The organism is Agromyces sp. Y782 (assembly GCF_059445405.1).
This window is the reverse complement of sequence record NZ_JCAIUG010000001.1, coordinates 828,290-849,007: the sequence shown is the minus strand read 5'-3', so window position 1 is coordinate 849,007 and position 20,718 is coordinate 828,290. Positions and strand designations below refer to the sequence as shown.

Below are 20,718 nucleotides of genomic sequence, written 5' to 3'. Positions count from 1 at the left end.
TGATCGTTTGCGAAGGCCACGAGGGCGGCGGCCCCGACCGAGGCCGCCGCCACTCGTCACTGCTACGCCGCAGCCGCCGAGACGCCGGCGACCGCGTCGAGCACGGATGCTGCGACTTCGCCCGGCTGAGACACGCTCAGCGCGTGCGAGGTGCCGGCCAGCGCGCGGGTGCCGCGGGCCTTCGTCAGCTCGACCTGGAACCGCTGCAGCTCGGCGGGGATGTTGAGGTCGTCTTCGCCGTACACGAACCACGACGGGTGCTGCGTCCAGGCCGGGGCATCCGTCGGCAGGGGCTCGGAGAGTGCAGCCTCGGTGACCGGTCGCTGGGTCGCGGCCATGAGTGCCGCCGTCTGGGCGGGCACGTCGGCGGCGAACTGGTGGTGGAACACCTCGGTGCGGATGCCGAGTTCGTTGCCACCGGTCGAGACCGGGTAGCCGGTGAGGGCTTCGCCCAGCGTGCTGCCCGGGAACTTGCCCGAGAGAGACAGGGCACTGTCGCCGGTGCCGGGCGCGAACGCGCCGACGTAGACGAGCGCGAGCACTGCGTCGTTGTTCGACGCGGCCTCGGTGATCACCATGCCGCCGTAGGAGTGCCCGACGAGCACGACGGGCCGGGCGAGGCCCGCGATGACGTCGCGCACGTAGGCGGCGTCGATCGTGAGGCTGCGCAGCGGGTTGGCGACCGCGACGGTGTCGTATCCCTCGGCCTGGAGGCGCTCGATGACGCCGTTCCAGCTCGCCGACTCGGCGAAGGCGCCGTGCACGAGCACGATGGTGGGCTTCTGATCAGTCATTTTTCTGCTTCTTTCCGTTGGATGAATCGCTGTCGGATGGTTCGATCAGGTGGTTCAGCTCGCGAGCGCGGGAACGCGCGCGAATGCCGTGCGCAGCACGTGGATCGCCTGCTCGATCGCCGCGGTCGCCGCGGCGCTCTCGCGCACCGGGTTCAGCATCATGAAGTCGTGGATGATGCCGTTGTAGCGCACGCTCGTGGTTCGCACACCCGCCGCCGTGAGCTTTCGGGCGTAGGCCTCGCCCTCGTCGCGGAGCACGTCGTTCTCGTCGACGATCACGAAGGCCTCGGGAAGGCCGGCGAGGTCGTCGAGGGTCGCGCGGAGCGGTGACGCGGTGATCTCGGCGCGCCCCGCCGCATCGGGCAGGTAGGCGTCCCAGAACCAGGCCATGCCCTTCGCCGTGAGGTACGGGCCATCGGCGAACTCCCGGTAGCTGTCGGTGTCCTGCGCGGCATCCGTCACCGGGTAGTACAGCGACTGGTGCACGAACATGACGTCGCCGCGCTGCTTCGCGAGGATCGTCAGCGCGGCGGTCATGTTTCCGCCGACGGAGTCGCCGGCAATCGCCAGGCGTGCAGCGTCGAGTCCTTCGTCGGCGCCGTGCTGCGTGATCCACTGCGCGGTCGCGTAGGCCTGTTCGATCGCCACGGGGTAGCGCGCCTCGGGGGAGCGATCGTACTCGACGAACACGACGGCCGCCTCGACGCCCGTGGCGAGTTCGCGCACGAGTCGGTCGTGCGTGCCGGCGTTGCCGAGGATCCAGCCGCCGCCGTGCACGTACAGAATCGTGGGCAGGGGGCCGGATGCCCCGAGCGGCTTCACGATGCGCACCCGCACGTCGCCCACCTCTGCGGCGACGGTGAGCCACTGCTCATCCACTTCGGGCTTGTCGATCGGTGCGGCCTGGATGTCGTCGAGCACCTTTCGGGCGCCGTCTGGGCCGAGCTGATACAGGAACGGCGGCTTCGACGTGGCATCCGCGATGCCCTGTGCCGACGTCTCGAGAACGTGCTGAGTCATGGTGCTTCCCTTCGGTAATGGTTCGTTCGTCACCGGTGAGTCGGAGACGACGGTGCGTTCGGGCTTGCAAGCGAAGACAAGACAAGGGCCGGCGTTGTGACATCGGCCGAGCGGATGTCTCGGCGGCGCCGTGCACGGAAGAGGCCCTCGAGCGTGGCGACGTCGCCGGACATCGAGGCTGCGCGGAACGCGGCCACGAGCCGGTGGCGCTCGGCGTCGTCCGCAATGGCGCGATCGGGACCGGCGAGGCGGTGGCGGGCACGGCTCACGAGTTGGCGCGCGGTGGGCTCGGTGGCGCGCACGAAATCGGCGATGCGCCCGTATGGGTAGCCGAACGCCTCTCGCAGCACGTATGCCGCGCGCTCTCTCGGCGTGAGTCGCTGCACCAGGATCGTCATCGCCACTGCGAGCGCCTCGGAGCGCTCCGCGCCGAGTTCAGGATCGGTGGCTTCGTCGACGGGAGCCGGCAGCATCGGGTCGAGCGCGGTATCACGTCGCGCGTGCGCCGAGCGGATCTCGTTGATGGCGAGGTGCTCGGTCGTCGCGGCGAGGTAGGCGGCCGGACGTCGTACGCTCGCGCGATCGGAGTTCTGCCAGCGGATCCACACCTCTTGCACGACGTCTTCGGCGCCCGAGGCGTTGCGCATGGAGGCGCGCGGATTCGTGAGTCGCACGCGCAGCGCGCGTGACGAGCGCACGGTGATCGTGGCACTCGCGCCCGACGGTGAGGCGCTGCGTGTGCACGCGCCGGGCATCTACGCGGCGATCTGCGAGATCTTCGGGTTCACGCCCGAGCGGGCGACCGACGCGCTCGCCGTGCTGCGGTCGGTCACCGACCACGCCAACCGTGCAGCCGAGGCGGGCAAGGGGTCGGAGCCGAGCTCGACGTCGGCGTAGACCCCGCTCAGCAGCGACCTCCGCCCACGGACGAAGGCCCAGACCGGGCCCTACACGGTCTGGGCCTTCGGCGTGTCAACGCACCTGATCGGTCGGCCGTATCAGGATCTCGTTGACCGAGACATGCTCGGGCTGGCCGAGCGCGTAGACGATCGCCTCGGCGATGTCGTCGGATCGGAGCGTGCGCATCGATGAAGCGATGTCGGCCGCCGCGGCCCCCGTGACGAGGACGACCTTTCCCTCGAGCTGGGGCATCACGACACTCCTTCGAGGTCGACGTTCGGCCGGCCGCCGGCCGCGAGCCACTCCTCGTACCGGGTCGGCGCGATCGTCGCGTCGGCGCCGGGAAGCAGCTCGCGTTCGTCGAGGTCGGTGCCGAAGTACCTGGCGAGCGGGTCGACCTTCACGTCGCGCAGGTCATTGCGGGCGCGCAGCTGGCGGCGCACGAGCTCTTCGAGCCGGAACTGTTCGGGCCCCCCGAACTCGACCATCCGGTTCAGGGGCGCGCCGACGGCGGTCGTGGCCACCGCGGCGGCGACGTCGTCGGCCGCCATCGGCTGGAACAGTGCCTGCGAGAGCCGCACGACGTTCCGGCTCGTGCCGGCGTCGGCGATGTTCGCGATGAACTCGAAGAACTGGGTGGCGTGCACGATCGAGTACGGTCGACCCGACTGCACGATGAGACGCTCCTGCGCCGCTTTCGCGGCGAAGTACCCGCCCTCGGTGCGAGCGAGTCGATCGGTGCCGACGACCGAGAGCGCCACGTGGTGCGCCACCCCCGCCGCGGCGCCGTACGTCAACAGGTTGAGCGTCGAGCCGTAGAAGAACTCGTTCGCGGCCGCCTCGTCGAGGTAGTCCGAGTTGGAGACGTCGATGAGCGCCTCCGCCCCGGCGAGAGCCTCCGCGAGACCCTCGCCGGTGTAGGAGTTGACGCCCGTGGCGCGTGACGCGACGACGACGTCGTGGCCGTCGGCGGTGAGCCGTGCCACGAGTCGCGTGCCGATGAGGCCGGTACCGCCGATGACCGAGATGCGCATGGCGGTCTACTTCACCGAGGCCGACTGCGCTGCGAGCCAATCGGAGAACGACACGGTCGAGAGCTGCGCGTCGGCACCGGGGGTGAGTTCGCCGCCCGAGAGCTTCGTACCGAAGTAGTGCGCCTCGGGGTCGGAGATCACGGTGCGGGTGTCGCCTTTCGCCGCGAGCACGGTGCGCACGAGCTCGTCTTGGCCGACGCGCTGCGGTCCGCCGATTTCGAGCGTGCCGTTGAGGGGTGTGCCCGCGGCGACCCGTGCTACGGCGGCCGAGACATCCGCTGCCGCGATCGGCTGCATGAGCCCGGTCGACACAAGAGCGACGCCATCGACGGTCACCTCGTCGGCGATGCGACCCATGAACTCGTAGAACTGGGTCGCGCGAACGATCGAGTACGGCAGACCCGACTCCTCGATGAGCTTCTCTTGGGCGACCTTCGCGCGCAGGTACCCGCTGTCGGGCAGGAATTCCGCGCCGACGATGGAGAGCGCGACGTGGTGGGTGACCCCGGCTTTGCGCTCGCCGGCGAGCAGGTTCGTGGTCGAGGTCGTGAAGAACGCGAGCACGTCGTCGTCGGCGAACGACGGCGAGTTCGAGACATCCACGACGACGTTCGCGCCGACGAGCACCTCCGCGAGCCCTTCACCGGTGATGGTGTTCACGCCCGAGTTCGGCGAGGCGGCGACGGCCTCGTGGCCGTGCTCGGTGAGGTGTTCGACGACCTTGGAGCCGATGAGGCCGGTGCCTCCGATGACGACGATCTTCATGACTGGTGCCTTCCGTCCGGGCCGCGGTGGTTCCGCTGCCGTCACTCAGCTCTGACCGGGTCGCGGCCCGATCTGTGACGAAGCGGCGAAACTCATTCAGTCGATGTCGGGGCGGCGGCGATTCCAGCGGGCGAGTTTCAGGGGCGCCGTCGAGAGCCACAGCGTCTCGATCGTCGCCGCGCCGTCGATGCTGAGCACGCCGACGACCTCGCCGTTCAGGCGGCGGAGTGCGAGCCCCGGCCGCCCGTTGACGTGCACGGCCTGCATCGAGGCATCCGGATGCTTCGCCACCTGCTCATGAAGTGCGCTGATGACGCGTGCGCGCCCGAGCAGTTCGCCGCCGGTCTCGTCGCCGGAGTCGATGATCAGGCACACGTCGCGGTTCAGTGCGCCCGCCAGCGCGAGCTCATCACCGTGTTCGAGCGCGGCGAGCAGGCGAGCGGCGAGGTCATGCTGCGACACGAGAGGTCACGGCACCGAGCTTGTCGGGGTTCATCATCCAGAGCACCTGGTCGATGCCCTGCGCGCCGGTGATCACGGTGATCACCGCGAACGTCGTGCCGTCCTTCGAGAGCAGCACCGAGGGTTGACCGTTCGTATCGGCCTCAGTGATCTCCACCCCATCCCAGAAGTGGGTGTGGAAGGCGCGCACGAACTTCGCCACCCGCATGCGGCCGGCCACCGGGAACTTCGATGCGCGTACGCGGCCGCCGCCGTCGGTGTACGACACGACGTCTTCGGTGAACAGTTGCTCGAGTTCGACGAGGTCGCCGGTCTTCGCGGCGGTCAGGAATGCGGTGAGCAGTCGCCGCTGCTCCGATTGCGGCACGTCGCGCTTGCGCTCGCCGGTGAGGTGCTTGCGTGCACGGCTGACGAGCTGTCGAGCGGCGGTCTCGGAGACCTGCACGATCTCGCAGATCTGGTCGTACGGGTAGGCGAAGGCCTCGCGCAGCACGTAGGCGGCCCGCTCGGTCGGGGTGAGCCGCTCGAGCATGACGAGCACGGCGAAGCCGAGGGCCTCCGCGCGCTCGGCGCCGAGCGTCGGGTCGGCGCTCGTGTCGACCGGTTCGGGAAGCCAAGGGCCGATGTAGGTCTCGCGACGAGCGCGGGCCGACTGCAGCGCGTTGATCGCGAGTCGGGTCGTGGCTGTGGCGAGGAAGGCCGGCGGATCCTGCACGACCGAGCGGTCGGTGCCCTGCCAGCGCAACCATATGTCTTGCACGATGTCTTCAGCCTCGCTGGCGCTGCCGAGCATTCGGTAGGCGATGCCGAAGAGGCGCCCGCGCACGCCTTGGAAGACGGCGAGGGCGTCGTCGAGATTCGCATCCATGTCTGATCCCGTCAGTCGGCAGATGGGAGCGCAGTCGTCCCGTTCAACTGAGACCGGACGCACCGCGCGGATGTGACAGCATCCGTGGAATTCGTTCGGATCTTCGGATGATATTCCGGATGCCGCGGGCGTGCGAGATCCTGAATTTCGGATCATGCATGCTCGCGCCATCCGTTCGGCCCTGGATGTCACAACTTCGGCACGTGCCCGGTCTTCGCTCATGACAGGTTCGGTCGAGTCGTGAGGCAAGAGCGGGAGCAGTGGGTTTCAGGCGGCCTTCCCGGAGGTTGCGCCAAGCAGACCACGGCTGGTCCCACCCGCCGCCGAGCCTTCTGTCACGATCAGAAGGAGGGGTGCGATGAGCACAGGAGATGGAGTCACGCCGGTCAAGCCGGTCGAGTATCCCGATTCGGCCGGATATCCCGATGGCACGGGGTTTCTCGACGAGGGCACCGTGGCGCTCGTCGACGAGGTGACGGCCGCCGCCGTTCGCGAAGTCGACCGACCATCGGCCGACGCCGAACTCGACATCGAGGTGCACCGCATCGACGACGAGCACGTCTACTCGGCCACGATCGGCGGCCGCGAGTTGGCGAGCCTCCGCTACGACGAGGTGGACGGCCGCATCGTCGTGCTCACGACGACGGTCGTTCCCGAGTTCCGCGGCCGCGGCATCGCCGCAGATCTCATCGCCGACGCGCTCGACGACATCCGCGAGCGAGGCCGGCGTCTCACCGTGCGCTGCCCGGTCGTCGCCGCGTTCATGGCCGGAAACCTGCAGTACGCGGATCTGATCGATCCGGAGCAACCGGGCCGCTGAGCGCGTTCACCCCGGTGGCCTGTCGAGGCGGTGCCAGTCGGTGCCGGGCTCACCGTCGCGCCCCGATCGTTGTGGTCGTCGACCGTCGTTGGTATTCTCCAGACTTCGGACACCATCCTCAGCCGGCTCCCGCAACGTTCGGCGATTCGACTCAGGTCATGAGCTCTCCACACGGGCGCTCGCGTCTCGACACCTCCCGAGACCAGCCCGAACTCGGCAGAGGGAGAAGATCGAACATGGCCGCTGACAACCCGCCTGCAGCCGAACCCGTCACCTTCGCCGGAGGCGTGCTCGATCGATACCGCCACGTGTGCGTCTTCGTGAATGCACCGGGCGAAGAGGATGCCGTGCTCGATCCGTTCGTCAGTCAGGGGATCGATCGGGGTGATCGCCTGCTGTACCTCGTCGACCCCGCAGCATCCGCCGCGCCTGTCAACCGGCTTCGACAGCTCGGGTACGACGCGGGAGATCTCTTGGAGCAGCATCAGTGCGAGGTGCGAACCTGGACCGACACGTACCTCCGGGGTGGCAGCTTCGACCAGACGGCGATGCTCGATCTGCTCGATCGCGTGCTGGTCGACGACCAGTCGCCTCGAATCCGCATGCTGTGCGACATGGGTTGGGCAGCCGATCTGCCTGGCGTCGCCGAGCACCTCATCGAGTTCGAAGCGCGGGCGAACTTCATCCACGCGCGCCATGAGCACGTCGTGATCTGCTCCTACGACGCCACGAAGTTCGACGGTTCCTTCATCATCGACATCCTGCGCACTCATCCAATGGTCCTGATCGGCGGGATGCTGCAGGAGAACCCGTTCTTCGTTCCTCCGTCGGAGTTCCTGGAGGAGCGGGTCTTGCGAGCGGATCGCTGAACGGGTTGAGGCCGACATGGACACTGCGTCAACCAGTGGTTCGGTGGAGTCGGAACACGGCGACGCTTCGGGGATGGATTCGCGCCGGTGGATGCGCGATCTGGGCGCGCTCCTCGCGCTGCCGTCGATGTGGGTGGACCACGAACCGGTCGAGATCGCCACGGGACTGTTGAGCGTGCTCTTCGGTATCCTCCAACTCGACGGGGCGTACGCGCGATTCGACGATACCCAGGCAGGCGGCCCTCCGCTGGAGTCGTGGCGCCCGTCCGGGCCGGGGATGCCCGCCGAGTTGCTGTTCGCGCTCGATTCGGACCAAACGAAGGCACCGGGCATCACGACGACGGAGATCGACACGCAAGAGCTCGGCAATTTCCGGATCACGAGCCTCCCGCTCGCGCTGCCGTGGGAGACCGGGCTGGTGCTCGTGTCCTCCGATCGGCGCGACTTTCCGACAGCGATGGAGACGCACCTGCTGCGCATCGCGGTCGGACAGGCGGCGATCGCGATCCACACCGCACGGCGCCTCGCGCGGGAGCACGCGGCGCGTTCCGTGGCCGAGTCGGCGCTACTCCGGCAGAACGAACTCCTCAGGTCGCTCGTCGACGACGTCGAACCGTCGCTCACCGCGATCTCCCGTCGCATCCAGGATGCTGCGCAGCTCGTCTCCGAGGTCGACTCGTTGCGAGGGGCGCGATCGGAGGCCAGTCGTCCGATCCCGCTCGCACCCGTCGACCGCGCGGAGAGCCCTCGCGCGCAATCGCCGCTGCTCCCGCTCACCCGCCGCGAGACGGAGGTTCTGGGGCTGCTCGCGCAGGGTCTGAGCAACAAGGAGATCGCCGGCCTGATGTGGCTGAGCGACCGCACGGTCGAGCGGCACATCACGACCCTGTACCGGAAGATCGGCGTGGCTCGACGCAGCGAAGCCACCGTCTTCGCCCTTCGCCACGGCGCCGGATAGCTCGAAGTCCGGTTCAACCGGTTCCGCGCGCGTTGAGGGGTTCCCCTCACCTCGCTCTGCCTCCGCTCTGGAGTTGCGGAGTCCTACGGACGCGCCCGGGCCACGTCCGCGACAGGTTGGAGATGCGGCGTCTCCGACCAACTCTGGCCACTCTGCCCTCGATTCCGCCCTCTGAAAGGAAATGATCATGAACGCATCACTCACCCGGTTTCCCGTCGCTGAAGGCCCCGGCTCCGTCACCGCAGCACCCGGACTTCCTGACGGGTTCACCGACACATTCACCGGCCGGTACGTACAGGCCGGCGACGTCCGCCTGCATGCCGTGATCGGCGGCGATGGGCCGGCCCTGCTGCTCGTGCATGGCTGGCCCGAGAACTGGTACGCCTGGCGCCACCTGATGCCGGAGCTGGCGAAGCACTTCACGGTCATCGCTGTCGACCAGCGCGGCATGGGCCTGTCGGAGAAGCCGCAAGGCGGGTACGACACTCGCACGCTCGCCAACGACCTGGTGGCGCTCATGGACGCGCTCGGCCACGAGCGGTTCGCTGTCGTCGGCCATGACACCGGGCTCGCGATCAGCTACGCGCTCGTCGCCGACCACGAGGACCGGATCGACCGGGCCGTGCTCGCCGAGATCCCCGGCGCCCCCGGCACCACGCCGGCGCCGCCCTTCTTCGTTCCCGCGCCGCTCAACGACAAGCTCTGGCATCTCTCCTTCAACCGTGTCGAGAACCTCCCCGAGCAGCTGATCACCGGGCGTGAAGACGCCTTCTTCGGCTACGAGTTCGCCGTTCAAGGCGGCAACCTGCCCGCCGATGTGATCGCCTACTACGTCGGCCTGCTCTCGAACCCCGAGTCGTTGCGCGGCAGCCTCGGGTTCTACCGGGCGTTCGACGCGACCCTCGCGCAGAACGCGGAGCGTGCGACCCGCAAGCTCACCGTGCCGGTCCTGGGCATCGGCGGCGAACGCAGTTATGGCGAACACGTCGCCGAGGCCCTTCACGCCGTAGCCGACGACGTGCAGGGCGCCGTCATCCTCGGCGCCGGTCACTGGGCGGTCGAGGAAGCACCTGACCAGGTGCTCGCAGCGATGATCCCGTTCCTGGCCTCGTCCCGCGCCGCACAGGCGGCGGGAAGCGCCGCACCGACGGTCGTCGCGGTCTGAGAGTGGGAGCCGCTCGACGAGCTCGAATGACAACCACTTTCCCAAGGAGAGCAACATGACCATCACCGAACCCCGACCCGCCAAACAGCCCGACGACAGCACCGCGATCCGTCCGTTCACCGTCGACTTCCCGCAGGCCGACCTCGATGACCTGCATCGCCGCATCCGCGAGACTCGCTTGCCCGAGCGCGAGACCGTCGGCGACGCCTCGCAAGGCGTTCAGCTCGAGGTCGTGCAGGAACTCGCGAAGCGCTGGGTCGACGGGCACGACTGGCGGGCGGTGGAATCGCGCCTCAACGGCCTGCCGCAGTTCGTCACCGAGATCGACGGGCTCGATATCCACTTCATCCACGTGCGCTCGCCGCATGAAGACGCGTTGCCCATGATCGTCACCCATGGCTGGCCGGGGTCGATCATCGAGCAGCTGAAGATCGTCGATCCGCTCACGATTCCCACCGCGCACGGTGCGGATGCCGCCGACGCGTTCGACCTCGTCATCCCGTCGCTGCCCGGGCACGGCTTCTCGGGCAAACCCGAGGAGACGGGCTGGGATCCGATCCGCATCGCCCGCGCGTGGATCGAGTTGATGCGCCGCCTCGGCTACGACCGCTATGTCGCCCAGGGCGGGGACTGGGGTAACGCCGTGACCGAGCAGATGGCGCTCCTGACACCTCCGGGGCTGATCGGCATCCACACCAACATGCCGGCGACCGTGCCGAACGCGATCCAGGCGGCGCTGGACAACGGCGACCCGGCACCCGCAGACCTCTCCGCCGAGGAGCGCGGGGCGTGGGATCAGCTCGCATTCTTCTACGCCCACGGGCTGGGGTATGCGCAGGAGATGGCCAACCGGCCGCAGACGCTCTATTCGCTCGCCGACTCGCCCGTCGGCCTCGCGGCGTGGATGCTCGACCACGACGCACGCAGCTACGACCTCATCGCACGCGTGTTCGCCGGGGCATCCGAGGGCCTGTCGCCCGACGACGTGCTCGACAACGTGACGCTGTACTGGCTGACGAACACGGCGGTCTCGTCGGCGCGACTGTACTGGGAGAGCAAGCTCGCCTTCTTCGCGCCGAAGGGCGTGACGCTGCCGGTCGCCGTGAGCGTCTTCCCCGAGGAGATCTACGCGGCGCCGCGCAGCTGGGCGACGCAGGCGTATCCGAACCTGATCCACTTCAACCGGCTCGATCGCGGCGGGCACTTCGCGGCCTGGGAGCAGCCCGAGCTGTTCTCGCAGGAGATGCGCGCCGCCTTCCGGTCGCTGCGGTGAGCGGCATGTTCCGATCCATCGCCCATCGTTCGGCCGGCGACCAGGAGGCGCTCCCCGACGAGGGGCGCCTGCCGTCGTTCGATCGTGCGACGAGCTGGCTCAACTCCGAACCGGTCACTCCCGAGGGGCTCCGGGGGCGCGTCGTCCTCGTCGACTTCTGGACCTACACGTGCATCAACTGGCTGCGCACGTTGCCCTACCTGAAGGCGTGGGCTGCGAAGTACGAGGATGCCGGATTGACCATCGTCGGCGTGCACACCCCCGAGTTCGGCTTCGAGCGTGACCTGCGCAACGTCATGGCGCAGTCGAGGAACCTCGGTGTCGACTACCCGATCGCCGTCGACAGCGACTACGGCGTGTGGGACGAGTTCGCGAACCACTACTGGCCCGCGGTCTACCTCGCCGACGCGGAGGGACGCATCCGCTTCCATCACTTCGGCGAGGGCGAGTACGCCCGAACCGAGATGGTGATCCAGCAACTCCTCGTCGACGCGGGGGCCAGCGATCTCGACCTGGACCTGGTGATGGTCGAGCCCCGGGGTTTGGAGGTCGCCGCGGACTGGCGTTCGCTGCGGTCGCCTGAGACATACCTCGGGTACGGCCAGAGCAGTGGGTTCATCGCAGAGGATGCCGCGTATTTCGACCGCCCGCACGTCTACGAGGCATCCCGTCGGCCGCCGCTCAACTCATGGGACCTCAACGGCGACTGGACGGTCGCACAGCACGCCGCCGTGCTGAACGAGCCCGGCGGGCGCATCTCGTTCGCGTTCCAAGCACGAGACGTCAACCTCGTCATGGGGCCTGCGACCGCCGGTGCCGCCATTCCGTTCCAGGTCTCACTCGACGGTCAGCCCGTCGGCAGCGCCCACGGCAGCGATGTCGACGCTGACGGCCGAGGCGTGGTCACCGACCAGAACACATACCAGCTGATCCGCCAGTCGGAGCTGGTCACCGAACGCGTCTTCGAGATCGAGTTCCTCGAGGCCGGCGCGGAGGTGTACTGCTTCACGTTCGGATGACGGCGGGCGCCCGCCTGGAAGTGAGGCGGTCCGAGGCATCCTCGAACGAGGCAAGCCGTACACGTTCCGCCATCGCGCTGTCGAGGCCTACCTGACCAGCGACTGGCCCGACGTCGATTGAAGGCCGGCCTCCGTCGCGAGTCCGGCGAGGGCCGCTTGCACCTCGTCCGGCCCGTGGAGGCCGATCGAGGCGCTCGGAGCGGCGCCGGCCGAGATCGCGACCGCCACCTCGCCGACGTCGACCGCATCCACTGCGCCTTGTGCGTGCCGGGTGGTGACCGGACCGAGGACCAGCGAGAACACTCGCCGGGACTCCCCACTCTCGGCAGCAGCGACGCGCTGCATCATCAGCAGCGCCGCCTGCTCCATGCTCACCAGACCGCTGCCCGGAACCGGCCACGTTGCAGAATCACCGACGACGATCAGGTACGCACCCCTGTCGCTCAGGTGCGGAAGCGCCGCACGCAGCACTGCCATGTGCGTGGTCGTGAGCCCGGTGAACGCAGCGTCCCAGTCGGTCTCGGTGATCTCCGCGAGGGTGCGACCTTGCCACCAGCCTCCGATCGGCGCGACGACGGAATCGAGACCGCCGCGGAAGTGCACGACCTGCCGCACGAGATCTTCGGCGCCGGCGAAGGTGCTGTAGTCGTGCACGATCAGATGCAGATGCTCATCCGCGACCGCTCCCAGCACGGCTTGGAACTCAGCCGATCGTTCTTCGGATCGGGTCGGGACGATCACTTCCGCGCCCGCCGCGAGGAACGCGCGCACAATGCCCTCCCCTACTGCGCCAGTTCCACCGGGTACCAGGACCCGGTGTCCGGTCAGATCGGACGTCGTCTTCGGGGTTGCATTCATCAGGTCTCCAGTCTCGAGCGCAATTCGTTGTGAGTACCAACGTTGGTAATTACAACAGTATCTCCAACTCGTTGGTCAATGCAACGGTTAGGATCTACGCATGACGGATGATGGCGAGACACGGCCGCCGGCCCGGCTGCGGGCGCTGGTGAGCTGGCAAGTCAATAAGGTCAACGTCGTGGGGTCGCGGCTGACCGGGTCGCGGATGCCGGCGAACGCGCGGTCCGACTTCGCGGTCCTCGCCGCCCTGGAGGAATACGGCGCCCTCAGCCAGGCCGACCTCGGCCGCCGACTCGGCCTGGATCGCAACAACATCAACGGCATCGCCACTCGACTCGATGGCAGTGGCCACATCGTCCGGGCGACGGACCCGACCGATCGTCGCCGCAACACCGTCGCGATCACCCCGGCTGGGCGGCAGTATCTCGAAGAGGTGCAGGCCGCCACCGATGCCGCCCAGGCCGATCTGACCGCCAACCTGTCCGCAATGGAGAAGGAGCAGCTGAGCAGACTTCTGGCCAAGCTCCTCGAAGCGCACCCTGCACCGTCCGCCTGACGAAGCACCCCGCACCTCGCGTACCGGACTGAACGGCTGAAGTCTGGTACAGGCGGCTCCGGAACACATGCTGATTCGCCCTTACCGCCTCGTGCGACCTCCGCTACTGTGGGCGGCGCAGAGCGAGGAAGGGGATCGAGATGACGGTGGCGTTCCTGTTGACCACGCTCGTGGTCGTCGCGACTCCGGGCACGGGGGCGGTCTACACGATCGCGGCCGGCCTCGCGCGTGGATCTCGGGCCAGCCTCGTCGCCGCGTTGGGCTGCACGATCGGCGTCGTTCCGCACATGATCGCCGCGATCACCGGGCTCGCCGCGTTGCTCAACGCGAGCGCGCTCGCGTTCCAGACCATCAAATGGCTCGGCGTTGCCTACTTGCTCTTCCTCGCTTGGCAGACCATGCGCGACAAGTCCGCGATCGAGATCGACGAGCAACGCGCGCCGACCTCGTTCTGGCGCGTCATCCGCACCGCGGTGCTCATCAATCTGCTCAATCCGAAGCTCACCATCTTCTTCTTCGCGTTCTTGCCGCAGTTCGTGCCTGCGTCTGACCCGACGGGCGGGTTGACCATGATCTGGCTGAGCCTCGTATTCATGGCCGTCACGTTCCTCGTGTTCGCGGTCTACGGTCTGTTCGCCGCAACGATGCGTCGCCAGGTGATCGGCCGCCCCCGCGTCGTCACATGGATGCGGCGCACGTTCGCCGCCACATATGTACTGCTCGCCGGGCGGCTCGCTCTCGCGGAACGGTAGGCGGGGCTGTGGAACGGCACGTGGCCGGTCATGCCCATTTACGGACCGGATGCTTCATGGCGCTCGGACTCTCGGGCCTCGGGCGGCGCGATCTGCTCGAGCTCATCGATCAGCATCGTGCCTGAGGCGTCGCGCGCCACGACCTCGCCGAGCTCCTCCGCAGCACGGCGGTAGCCGGGGCCGTCGAGCACCTCGGCGATGGCCCGCGCGATCTTCTTCGCCGGGGCGCGGCGCGACACGCTGACGCCGGCTCCGCGGTTGGTGACGCGCACCGCGTTGTCGGCCTGGTCGCGGCCGTGGTGCAGGATGACGAGCGGCAGTCCCGCCGCGAGGGTCTTGATCACGGTGCCGTGGCCGCCGTGCGTGACGACGAGGTCGGCCTGCCGCATCACCGCACGGTGCGGCGCCGACTCGACCACCGTCACGTTCGCAGGGGCGCGAATCGCGTCGGCAGCGACCGCGGGCCCGGTGGTCACCAGTCCGCGCACGGGAAGCGCGCCGAGCGCGTCGGTGATGCGTTGCAGGCAGTCGACGTGGTCCTGGAACGTCGACGACATGGCCACGAGCACGAGCGGTCCGTCGCCCGCGGGCGCAGTCCAGGCCGTGTCTGCCGCCCAGGTCGGGTCGTCGAGTATCGGCCCCACGTAGCGGGCGTTGCCGGGCAGGGTCGCCGGGAAGTCGAACGCCGCTGAGGAGAGCACGAGTTGACGGCGGGCGCGATTCTGCTGGTCTGATGTCGTCGTGATCGGGTCGAGGCCGTGCTCGGCGCGCACCTCGTTGACCGGTGCGAGCGAGTACCGGTCGAACAAGCGGCGGCTCGCTGTGCTCAGTACGCGATCCCGCAGTCGGCCGGTCGGCCCGCGCGCGGGCGAAAGCCCGGCGCCGAATGGCGGCATGCCCTCAACGGGCAGCGGGTAGACGTTCGGAAGCAGAACGTCGAACGGAATCCCGCCCGCCTCGGCCGCGATCATCGCACCGACGGCGAAGGCGGAAGTCACGACGAGGTCGGGCCGCGTCGCCTCGATCGCCGCGACCGTGTCGCGCGCCTGAACTGGAGCGGGCCCGGAGATCATGTGTTCGGCCATGCCACGGGCGAGGCTCGTCGGCGACTTGAGCTCCCAGTCGCGGAACTCGCCGGCGGCATCCCCGGTTCCGGGCAGATACGACGCGCCGGTCTTGCGCACCTGGTCGGCCATCGATACTTCGGCGAGCACGCTGACGCGGTGCCCCCGATCGACGATTCGACGAACGACGCCGAGCTCAGGGGGAACGGTGCCGCCGGCATCGGTGAGCACGAAGAGATAGGTGCGACGGCCGCCAGGCGCCGCGTGCGGGCCGGTGCCGGGTGCCGACTCGTCGTCGCTCATGGCGGTCATCGTACGCATGCGGTCGCCCGCGCACCAGACACCAACTCGGGGGCGGATGCCCCGACATCACGCAGATCGCGTTACGAAGCCGAACTCGCGTTCGTGCGAATGCGACCGCGCAGGAATGGGAGCGCCGGCGCTCGGTATACGAGCGCCGGCGGATGCTTCGGGTCGAGCGCGAACTCGGCACGGCCGAACCGCCACAGCCGGTTGAACAGGAATACCCCGACGACGACCGTCTCGTCGGCCGGCACTTGCCACGTGCCGATGCCCCACTGAGCCGGCTGCCCGCGCCCGCCGATCACGAGCGTGGGCTTGATTCGGGCATAGAGCGCGAACCAGGGCTTGCGCAGGGTCAGTTCGATGCGGCGGGCCGCCGGGTCGTCAGAGTTCATCGGGAGTGAGACCGCCCGAGCGCGAACGCGCCCTGACGAGGGTGGGTTGTCCGCTCAATCCGCACTGCCTTTCGTGGTTCGCTCCGACTCAGGGTAGTCGTTGGCCGCATGCCGGGCGCTGCAGGCCTGCTGCTCCTGCACAATGGCTGAATGCCTGCATTCACGATCGCTGTGCCCGACGATGTGCTCGACGACCTGCGCACACGGCTTGCACGCACCCGATTCACGCAACCGAGCGCAGTGGGTTGGATGGCCGGAGTCGATCCGGCGTACTTGCGCACGCTCGTCGAGTACTGGGCCGGCGACTTCGACTGGCGCGCCGCCGAGGCGCGGCTCAACACCTATCCGCAGTTCATCGAACGTGGCATGCACTTCGTGCACATCCGTCGCGATTCGAGCAGACCGCCCGTGCTGCTGACCCACGGCTGGCCGAGCACCTACCTCGAACTGCTGCGCCTCGCCGACTTGCTCGACGTCGACGTCGTCGTCCCATCGCTGCCTGGGTACCTGTGGTCCGAGCTGCCCGACGGGCCGGCCACCCGTGCCGCGGTCGCTGAGACCTTCCACACGCTCATGACCGAGACGCTCGGCTACGAGCGGTACTTCGCCTTCGGCGGTGACATCGGCGGGTCGGCCTGCGGATGGCTCGCCACCATGTATCCCGATGAGGTCGCCGGGCTGCACGTCATCCACGGGCCGTTCCCGGCTGACTACGACGAGCCCATCACCCCCGCCGAGCAGGTCTGGCTCGACTCCGAAGACGAGCGCGGCGAAGAAGACAGCGGGTACGGCGCCATCATCGGCACGCGGCCCGACACGATCGCGGCGGCGCTCGTCGATTCACCGGCCGGCATGGCCGCCTTCATCATCGACAAGCTCTGGGCGTGGAGCGATTGCGGCGGCGACCTCGAGTCGCGTTTCGACCGCGACAGCCTCTGCGAGATGCTCACGCTGTACTGGGTGACCGATTCGATCGGCACCTCGTTCCGCCAAGACCTCGACCGGCTGCAGAACGGCAAGCGGCCGACGATCACGGTGCCGGTCGCGGTGACGCAGAGCCACGAGTGGAACATGCCGCTCTTCCCGCGCTCGATCGCCGATCGCGCAGCGAGCGACGTCCGCCGGTACTCGGCGCCCGACCGCGGCGGGCACTTCATGGCCTTCGAAGAGCCCCAGCTCGTGGCCGACGAACTCAGCGCATTCATGCGCGAGGTCGGCGAGATGGCCTGATTGCTCGGTCGGCGTTAGTCGTCGGACTCGAAGAACAGTGCCCGGAGCTCGTCGGGCCAGGCGGTCGCGCGCCGCGTGCGGGCGTCGATGTGCGCCACGACCATCAGGCAGGTGGAGATCGTCGTGCCCGCGGCATCCGTCATCGTGCATTCGATCATCGCGTCGGGGCCGCGGAATTCGCGCACGAAGGAGGTGATCGTGATCTCGTGATCTGCGCTCACCGGTTTGATGAAGTCGATCTCCATGCGCCGCACCCAGGTCATGAACCCCAGGGTGCCGAGTGTCTGAAGATCCCAGCCGGCGTACTTCGCGAGCCCTTCCATGCGGTGGTCGGTGAAGTACCGGGCGTAGTTGCCGGTGCTCACATGCTGGAACGGGTCGAGCTCGGAGAAGGCGATGCGGTGCGTGGTCTCGTAGATGATCGGCGAGCTCGTCATCGCATTTCCTCGTCTCAATGGAGCCGTCGGTGGCGACCGGCGGCTCATCGTGCTCCGCCTTCTTCGGGGCGCTTGCCATGCTGGCACCCGGCGACTGATCGTTCAAGGGCGTCATTCTGTCGTCGGCAACTGCGCGGCGACGACATGCAATCTATGGGTTGCAATTCGTCGAGCGATCTGCAACCATCAGGTTGCAAGATGCAAAAGCGAACGAACGATGACAGGAATGGAGGCGGCGAAATGCTGCTGGAGAACAAGGTGGCCGTGATCCACGGCGGTGGGGGATCGATCGGAAGCGCGGCCGCGCGAGTGTTCGCCCGCGAGGGCGCACGGCTGTTCCTCGCAGGCAAGAGCCTGCCGCGACTCGAGGCTGCGGCATCCGTCGCGAGAGCCGAGGGGGCGGATGTCTCCATCGCCGTCGTCGACGCGATGGACCAGGCCGCGGTCGACCGGCACGTCGAAGAAGCTGCGGATGCCGCCGGTCGCATCGACATCGCCCTGAACACCGTGGGATTCGACCATGTGCAGGGCCTGCCGATCGCTGAGACATCGCTCGAGGACTACCTGTACCCCGTCGTCGGGTACCTGCAGACGAACTTCGTGACTGCGAAGGCCGTGTCGCGGCACATGATCGCGCAGGGTAGCGGCGTGATCCTCACGATCTCGACGCCCGGCGCGCGGCTCACCGGTCGCGGGCTCATCGGCAATGCGGCCCAGTCGGCCGCGCTCGAGGGGTTCTCGCGCGCGCTCGCCGGCGAACTCGGGCCCGACGGGGTGCGCGTGGTCTGCGTGCGTCCGCACGCCATGTCCGACGCACTCGAAACCTCGTACACGGGCGAGATGTTCGGCCGCACCGCCGACGTCGGCGGCATCCCCCTGGAGCAGTGGCTCACGGGGTTGGTCGGCTCGACGCTGCTCGGCCGGTTGCCGGTGCTCGACGAGATCGCGGAGTACCTCGCATTCGCGGCATCCGATCGTGCGCGCTCGATGACCGGGGCGATCGCAAACCTGTCGGCGGGGGCGCTCGTCGACTGAGCCGGGTGCGATCCGCCCCGGCGAACAACAACCGACAGCCTGCAACAACCGAGGAGTGAGAAATGACCGACAACCGCCACGCACCGACCCGCCCGACGCTCGTGCTCACCGTGCTCTTCGCCGGCGCGTTCGTGATGGGCTGCGCCGAGATGCTGGTCGTGGGCATGATCGACCTGATCGCCGCCGATCTGGCCGTGACCGTTCCGGCGGCGGGCGCACTCGTCACCGCCAATGCGCTGGGGCTCGCGATCGGCGGCCCCCTGCTCACCTTCCTCACGACGCGATTCGATCGACGGCGGGTGCTGCTCACCACGATGGTCGTCTTCGTGTTGGCGAACCTCCTGCCTGCGTTCGGCGCCGACTACTCGACCTTCCTCGCGGCCCGGGTCGTCATCGGCGCGGCGCAGGGCCTGTTCATCGCTGCTGCGATGGTGACGGCCACGTCGATCGCACCGCCCGAGCGTGCCGGTCGGGCAATGGCCATCGTCATCACCGGCTTCGCGTCGGCGAGTGCGCTGGGCCTGCCACTCGGTACGCTGCTGGGGCAGGCAGCGGGGTGGCGCGGATCGTTCGTGGCGGTCGTCGCGGTCGCGGTCGTCATCCTGGTCATCGCCATCCGGGTCCTCCCCTCGGTGCCGACGCCGCGTGAGAGCGGTGCCGTCGGTCAGGCCCGATTCGCGTTCGCCCCTCGCGTTCTCGCCGTGCTCGGCCTGGCGGCGTTGATCTTCGTGGCCATCCAGTCGGCGGTGACCTACCTCGTGCCGTTCCTTGCGGAGGTGACGGATGTCTCGGGGCCGGTCGTGGGCGCGTACCTGCTGGCCTACGGCGTGGCGACCACGGTCGGCTCGTTCGTCGGTGGCCGCTTCGCCGATGCGAACTCCACACGCGCGCTGATCGTCGGTGCGGCCGGTGTGACGCTCTCGCTGATCGTGCTGTTCGGTTTCGGCGGCAACCCGTTCGTCGTCGCCATCGCGGTGATCGGCATCGGGCTGTTCGGCATGGCGACGGGGCCGTCGTTGCAGCATCGGGTCGTGAGCCTCGCCGGACCGGGCGCCCCGCTCGCAGCGTCGCTTCCGGCATCCGCGGTCAATGCCGGAATCGCCGGCGGCGCCTTCGCCGGGGGAGTGGCGATCGATCTCAGCGGCATCCCGGCCGCAGTACTGACCGGTGCCGTCGTCGGGGCGATCTCGATCGTCGCCGCGTGGGCGACCGGGTTCCTGAAGCCCGCGGCCGTCGCCGCACCAGAACCTGTCGCAACCCGATAGCTGCAGGCAACCATCGAAAGGAAGATCATTATGACTATGACCGACAACCAGGCATCCGTCGTCGACGAGGGCACCTTCACGGTGCGGCGCACCATTCGCATCGCCGCCCCCATCGAGAAAGTGTGGACCACCGTCACCGAGCCCGAGCACATCTCCAAGTGGTTCGGGCTCACCGTGCTCGATGGAACGGGCGCCGGGGCATCCGGAACCATCACGTTCCCCGAATACGGCTCCGTGCCGTTGCGAGTCGAGGCGGTGGATGCCCCGCGCATGGTCTCGTACCGCTGGGGCAACGACGACGCGGCTGACCAGCTGCCCGACGCCGTCGACGACGAGCATTCGACGGTCTTCACCTTCACCCTCGAGCCGGTGCCCGACGGCACGCAGCTCACGGTCGTCGAGACCGGCTTCGACCGCACCTCCGACCCGGCCGCGAACATGGCGAGCCATGCCGAAGGCTGGGTCTCCGAACTCGACAAGCTCGTCGCCCTGCTCGAGGGCGACGCGTGACGACCGGAACGCTGGTTCCGGTGTTCGCCGCACTCGGGGACGAGACCCGGTGGAGCATCCTGGCTGCACTCGGCGAGGGCGACGCGTCGGCGTCGGCCCTCGCCGGGCGCCTGCCCGTCACCCGGCAGGCGATCGCGAAGCACCTCGCGGTGCTGCAGGAGGTCGGCCTCGTCGAACCCAGTCGCGTCGGGCGCGAGGTGCAATACCGAGTGATCGGTTCGCAGCTGAGCGACACCGCCCGCAGGCTCGAGGCCATCGGGGCGACGTGGGACCGCCGACTCGCCGCGATCAGGGAGATCGCCGAGGGGCTCTAACGTCTCACTGCCGCTGAACCGAGCTGGAGAATCGCCGAGCGAGTCGCAGCCG

At 68.3% G+C, this 20,718-nt stretch carries 26 protein-coding genes; 14 read left to right on the top strand and 12 right to left on the bottom strand.

Annotated features, from left to right (window positions below; translation table 11 throughout):
• Positions 1-62: 62 nt before the first annotated feature.
• From AC1C2S_RS03925 to AC1C2S_RS03915, 3 genes are read right to left on the bottom strand one after another with little or no spacing between them, the layout of a single operon-like run.
• Positions 63-794: an alpha/beta fold hydrolase gene (locus AC1C2S_RS03925; protein WP_495351233.1), complete on the bottom strand. Its 732-nt coding sequence runs from the start codon at positions 792-794 to the stop codon at positions 63-65.
• A gap of 54 nt (positions 795-848) precedes the next feature.
• Complete coding sequence (locus AC1C2S_RS03920) at positions 849-1,814, bottom strand: alpha/beta hydrolase (RefSeq protein WP_495351232.1); 966 nt, start codon at positions 1,812-1,814, stop codon at positions 849-851.
• Positions 1,815-1,843: 29 nt separating this feature from the next.
• Positions 1,844-2,461, bottom strand: coding sequence for a sigma factor-like helix-turn-helix DNA-binding protein (locus AC1C2S_RS03915; protein WP_495351231.1), 618 nt, complete (start codon positions 2,459-2,461; stop codon positions 1,844-1,846).
• Between AC1C2S_RS03915 and AC1C2S_RS03910 the strand changes: the two genes are divergently transcribed.
• Positions 2,460-2,711, top strand: coding sequence for a winged helix DNA-binding protein (locus AC1C2S_RS03910; RefSeq protein WP_495351230.1), 252 nt, complete (start codon positions 2,460-2,462; stop codon positions 2,709-2,711). The genes AC1C2S_RS03915 and AC1C2S_RS03910 overlap by 2 nt on opposite strands.
• A gap of 75 nt (positions 2,712-2,786) precedes the next feature.
• On the opposite strand, the gene AC1C2S_RS03905 is transcribed toward AC1C2S_RS03910, so the two are convergent.
• The 5 genes from AC1C2S_RS03905 to AC1C2S_RS03885 all read right to left on the bottom strand — a co-directional run bounded on the left by AC1C2S_RS03905 (position 2,787) and on the right by AC1C2S_RS03885 (position 5,843).
• The gene (locus AC1C2S_RS03905; RefSeq protein ID WP_495351229.1) at positions 2,787-2,966 is read right to left on the bottom strand and encodes a hypothetical protein; all 180 of its coding nucleotides are present in this window, start codon (positions 2,964-2,966) and stop codon (positions 2,787-2,789) included.
• Positions 2,966-3,748, bottom strand: coding sequence for an SDR family oxidoreductase (locus tag AC1C2S_RS03900; protein ID WP_495351228.1), 783 nt, complete (start codon positions 3,746-3,748; stop codon positions 2,966-2,968). Before AC1C2S_RS03900 ends, AC1C2S_RS03905 begins: the two co-directional genes overlap by 1 nt.
• A gap of 6 nt (positions 3,749-3,754) precedes the next feature.
• Positions 3,755-4,513 carry an SDR family oxidoreductase gene (locus AC1C2S_RS03895; RefSeq protein WP_495351227.1) on the bottom strand — a complete coding sequence of 253 codons (759 nt, stop codon included), beginning with the start codon at positions 4,511-4,513 and terminating at the stop codon, positions 3,755-3,757.
• A 96-nt stretch (positions 4,514-4,609) separates the two neighbouring features.
• Entirely contained in the window at positions 4,610-4,975 is a 366-nt protein-coding gene (locus AC1C2S_RS03890; RefSeq protein WP_495351226.1) for a hypothetical protein, read from the bottom strand.
• The gene (locus AC1C2S_RS03885) at positions 4,962-5,843 is read right to left on the bottom strand and encodes an RNA polymerase sigma-70 factor (protein WP_495351225.1); all 882 of its coding nucleotides are present in this window, start codon (positions 5,841-5,843) and stop codon (positions 4,962-4,964) included. Before AC1C2S_RS03885 ends, AC1C2S_RS03890 begins: the two co-directional genes overlap by 14 nt.
• 358 nt (positions 5,844-6,201) lie before the next feature.
• Here AC1C2S_RS03885 and AC1C2S_RS03880 point away from each other — a divergent pair, with 358 nt between their 5' ends.
• The 6 genes from AC1C2S_RS03880 to AC1C2S_RS03855 all read left to right on the top strand — a co-directional run bounded on the left by AC1C2S_RS03880 (position 6,202) and on the right by AC1C2S_RS03855 (position 11,947).
• The gene (locus AC1C2S_RS03880) at positions 6,202-6,663 is read left to right on the top strand and encodes a GNAT family N-acetyltransferase (protein ID WP_495351224.1); all 462 of its coding nucleotides are present in this window, start codon (positions 6,202-6,204) and stop codon (positions 6,661-6,663) included.
• 236 nt (positions 6,664-6,899) lie between these two features.
• Positions 6,900-7,532 carry an MEDS domain-containing protein gene (locus tag AC1C2S_RS03875; protein WP_495351223.1) on the top strand — a complete coding sequence of 211 codons (633 nt, stop codon included), beginning with the start codon at positions 6,900-6,902 and terminating at the stop codon, positions 7,530-7,532.
• 73 nt (positions 7,533-7,605) lie between these two features.
• Positions 7,606-8,490 carry a helix-turn-helix transcriptional regulator gene (locus AC1C2S_RS03870; protein WP_495351222.1) on the top strand — a complete coding sequence of 295 codons (885 nt, stop codon included), beginning with the start codon at positions 7,606-7,608 and terminating at the stop codon, positions 8,488-8,490.
• Positions 8,491-8,677: 187 nt separating this feature from the next.
• Positions 8,678-9,655 carry an alpha/beta fold hydrolase gene (locus AC1C2S_RS03865; protein ID WP_495351221.1) on the top strand — a complete coding sequence of 326 codons (978 nt, stop codon included), beginning with the start codon at positions 8,678-8,680 and terminating at the stop codon, positions 9,653-9,655.
• A gap of 55 nt (positions 9,656-9,710) precedes the next feature.
• Complete coding sequence (locus AC1C2S_RS03860) at positions 9,711-10,928, top strand: epoxide hydrolase family protein (RefSeq protein ID WP_495351220.1); 1,218 nt, start codon at positions 9,711-9,713, stop codon at positions 10,926-10,928.
• A gap of 5 nt (positions 10,929-10,933) precedes the next feature.
• The gene (locus AC1C2S_RS03855) at positions 10,934-11,947 is read left to right on the top strand and encodes a redoxin domain-containing protein (protein WP_495351219.1); all 1,014 of its coding nucleotides are present in this window, start codon (positions 10,934-10,936) and stop codon (positions 11,945-11,947) included.
• A gap of 87 nt (positions 11,948-12,034) precedes the next feature.
• Here the strand turns inward: AC1C2S_RS03855 and AC1C2S_RS03850 are convergent, their stop codons facing one another.
• A complete protein-coding gene (locus AC1C2S_RS03850; RefSeq protein WP_495351218.1) occupies positions 12,035-12,805 on the bottom strand; it encodes an SDR family NAD(P)-dependent oxidoreductase in 771 nt (256 codons plus the stop codon).
• A 100-nt stretch (positions 12,806-12,905) separates the two neighbouring features.
• Here AC1C2S_RS03850 and AC1C2S_RS03845 point away from each other — a divergent pair, with 100 nt between their 5' ends.
• Positions 12,906-13,361 (top strand): MarR family winged helix-turn-helix transcriptional regulator, encoded by a 456-nt coding sequence (locus tag AC1C2S_RS03845; RefSeq protein WP_495351217.1) that lies wholly within the window; start codon positions 12,906-12,908, stop codon positions 13,359-13,361.
• Between the two features lie 140 nt (positions 13,362-13,501).
• A complete protein-coding gene (locus AC1C2S_RS03840; RefSeq protein WP_495351216.1) occupies positions 13,502-14,113 on the top strand; it encodes a LysE family translocator in 612 nt (203 codons plus the stop codon).
• Between the two features lie 38 nt (positions 14,114-14,151).
• Here AC1C2S_RS03840 and AC1C2S_RS03835 read toward each other — a convergent pair whose 3' ends face one another.
• Positions 14,152-15,480 (bottom strand): glycosyltransferase, encoded by a 1,329-nt coding sequence (locus AC1C2S_RS03835; RefSeq protein WP_495351215.1) that lies wholly within the window; start codon positions 15,478-15,480, stop codon positions 14,152-14,154.
• An 80-nt stretch (positions 15,481-15,560) separates the two neighbouring features.
• Positions 15,561-15,875, bottom strand: a complete 315-nt coding sequence (locus AC1C2S_RS03830; protein ID WP_495351214.1) for a hypothetical protein — start codon at positions 15,873-15,875, stop codon at positions 15,561-15,563.
• A gap of 150 nt (positions 15,876-16,025) precedes the next feature.
• Here AC1C2S_RS03830 and AC1C2S_RS03825 point away from each other — a divergent pair, with 150 nt between their 5' ends.
• Positions 16,026-17,105 (top strand): epoxide hydrolase family protein, encoded by a 1,080-nt coding sequence (locus AC1C2S_RS03825; RefSeq protein ID WP_495351213.1) that lies wholly within the window; start codon positions 16,026-16,028, stop codon positions 17,103-17,105.
• Positions 17,106-17,119: 14 nt separating this feature from the next.
• Here AC1C2S_RS03825 and AC1C2S_RS03820 read toward each other — a convergent pair whose 3' ends face one another.
• Positions 17,120-17,542, bottom strand: coding sequence for an acyl-CoA thioesterase (locus tag AC1C2S_RS03820; RefSeq protein ID WP_495351212.1), 423 nt, complete (start codon positions 17,540-17,542; stop codon positions 17,120-17,122).
• Positions 17,543-17,782: 240 nt separating this feature from the next.
• On the opposite strand from AC1C2S_RS03820, the gene AC1C2S_RS03815 reads away from it, so the two are divergent.
• The 4 genes from AC1C2S_RS03815 (at position 17,783) to AC1C2S_RS03800 (ending at position 20,666) form a co-directional block, all read left to right on the top strand.
• On the top strand, positions 17,783-18,577 hold the full coding sequence (locus tag AC1C2S_RS03815) for an SDR family NAD(P)-dependent oxidoreductase (protein ID WP_495351211.1): 795 nt from the start codon (positions 17,783-17,785) through the stop codon (positions 18,575-18,577).
• A 62-nt stretch (positions 18,578-18,639) separates the two neighbouring features.
• Positions 18,640-19,842: an MFS transporter gene (locus AC1C2S_RS03810; RefSeq protein ID WP_495351210.1), complete on the top strand. Its 1,203-nt coding sequence runs from the start codon at positions 18,640-18,642 to the stop codon at positions 19,840-19,842.
• A 30-nt stretch (positions 19,843-19,872) separates the two neighbouring features.
• A complete protein-coding gene (locus tag AC1C2S_RS03805) occupies positions 19,873-20,352 on the top strand; it encodes an SRPBCC family protein (protein WP_495351209.1) in 480 nt (159 codons plus the stop codon).
• Positions 20,349-20,666: an ArsR/SmtB family transcription factor gene (locus tag AC1C2S_RS03800; protein WP_495351208.1), complete on the top strand. Its 318-nt coding sequence runs from the start codon at positions 20,349-20,351 to the stop codon at positions 20,664-20,666. Before AC1C2S_RS03805 ends, AC1C2S_RS03800 begins: the two co-directional genes overlap by 4 nt.
• Positions 20,667-20,718 lie beyond the last annotated feature (52 nt).

Coding starts and splice junctions, on each gene's coding strand:
- AC1C2S_RS03850 (WP_495351218.1), bottom strand. CDS start 12,805: ATGAATGCAACCCCGAAGACGACGTCCGATCTGACCGGACACCGGGTC.
- AC1C2S_RS03855 (WP_495351219.1), top strand. CDS start 10,934: ATGTTCCGATCCATCGCCCATCGTTCGGCCGGCGACCAGGAGGCGCTC.
- AC1C2S_RS03885 (WP_495351225.1), bottom strand. CDS start 5,843: ATGGATGCGAATCTCGACGACGCCCTCGCCGTCTTCCAAGGCGTGCGC.
- AC1C2S_RS03925 (WP_495351233.1), bottom strand. CDS start 794: ATGACTGATCAGAAGCCCACCATCGTGCTCGTGCACGGCGCCTTCGCC.
- AC1C2S_RS03840 (WP_495351216.1), top strand. CDS start 13,502: ATGACGGTGGCGTTCCTGTTGACCACGCTCGTGGTCGTCGCGACTCCG.
- AC1C2S_RS03835 (WP_495351215.1), bottom strand. CDS start 15,480: ATGAGCGACGACGAGTCGGCACCCGGCACCGGCCCGCACGCGGCGCCT.
- AC1C2S_RS03875 (WP_495351223.1), top strand. CDS start 6,900: ATGGCCGCTGACAACCCGCCTGCAGCCGAACCCGTCACCTTCGCCGGA.
- AC1C2S_RS03810 (WP_495351210.1), top strand. CDS start 18,640: ATGACCGACAACCGCCACGCACCGACCCGCCCGACGCTCGTGCTCACC.
- AC1C2S_RS03920 (WP_495351232.1), bottom strand. CDS start 1,814: ATGACTCAGCACGTTCTCGAGACGTCGGCACAGGGCATCGCGGATGCC.
- AC1C2S_RS03860 (WP_495351220.1), top strand. CDS start 9,711: ATGACCATCACCGAACCCCGACCCGCCAAACAGCCCGACGACAGCACC.
- AC1C2S_RS03895 (WP_495351227.1), bottom strand. CDS start 4,513: ATGAAGATCGTCGTCATCGGAGGCACCGGCCTCATCGGCTCCAAGGTC.
- AC1C2S_RS03880 (WP_495351224.1), top strand. CDS start 6,202: ATGAGCACAGGAGATGGAGTCACGCCGGTCAAGCCGGTCGAGTATCCC.
- AC1C2S_RS03905 (WP_495351229.1), bottom strand. CDS start 2,966: ATGCCCCAGCTCGAGGGAAAGGTCGTCCTCGTCACGGGGGCCGCGGCG.
- AC1C2S_RS03845 (WP_495351217.1), top strand. CDS start 12,906: ATGACGGATGATGGCGAGACACGGCCGCCGGCCCGGCTGCGGGCGCTG.
- AC1C2S_RS03900 (WP_495351228.1), bottom strand. CDS start 3,748: ATGCGCATCTCGGTCATCGGCGGTACCGGCCTCATCGGCACGCGACTC.
- AC1C2S_RS03805 (WP_495351209.1), top strand. CDS start 19,873: ATGACTATGACCGACAACCAGGCATCCGTCGTCGACGAGGGCACCTTC.
- AC1C2S_RS03910 (WP_495351230.1), top strand. CDS start 2,460: ATGGAGGCGCGCGGATTCGTGAGTCGCACGCGCAGCGCGCGTGACGAG.
- AC1C2S_RS03865 (WP_495351221.1), top strand. CDS start 8,678: ATGAACGCATCACTCACCCGGTTTCCCGTCGCTGAAGGCCCCGGCTCC.
- AC1C2S_RS03915 (WP_495351231.1), bottom strand. CDS start 2,461: ATGCGCAACGCCTCGGGCGCCGAAGACGTCGTGCAAGAGGTGTGGATC.
- AC1C2S_RS03815 (WP_495351211.1), top strand. CDS start 17,783: ATGCTGCTGGAGAACAAGGTGGCCGTGATCCACGGCGGTGGGGGATCG.
- AC1C2S_RS03830 (WP_495351214.1), bottom strand. CDS start 15,875: ATGAACTCTGACGACCCGGCGGCCCGCCGCATCGAACTGACCCTGCGC.
- AC1C2S_RS03820 (WP_495351212.1), bottom strand. CDS start 17,542: ATGACGAGCTCGCCGATCATCTACGAGACCACGCACCGCATCGCCTTC.
- AC1C2S_RS03825 (WP_495351213.1), top strand. CDS start 16,026: ATGCCTGCATTCACGATCGCTGTGCCCGACGATGTGCTCGACGACCTG.
- AC1C2S_RS03870 (WP_495351222.1), top strand. CDS start 7,606: ATGGATTCGCGCCGGTGGATGCGCGATCTGGGCGCGCTCCTCGCGCTG.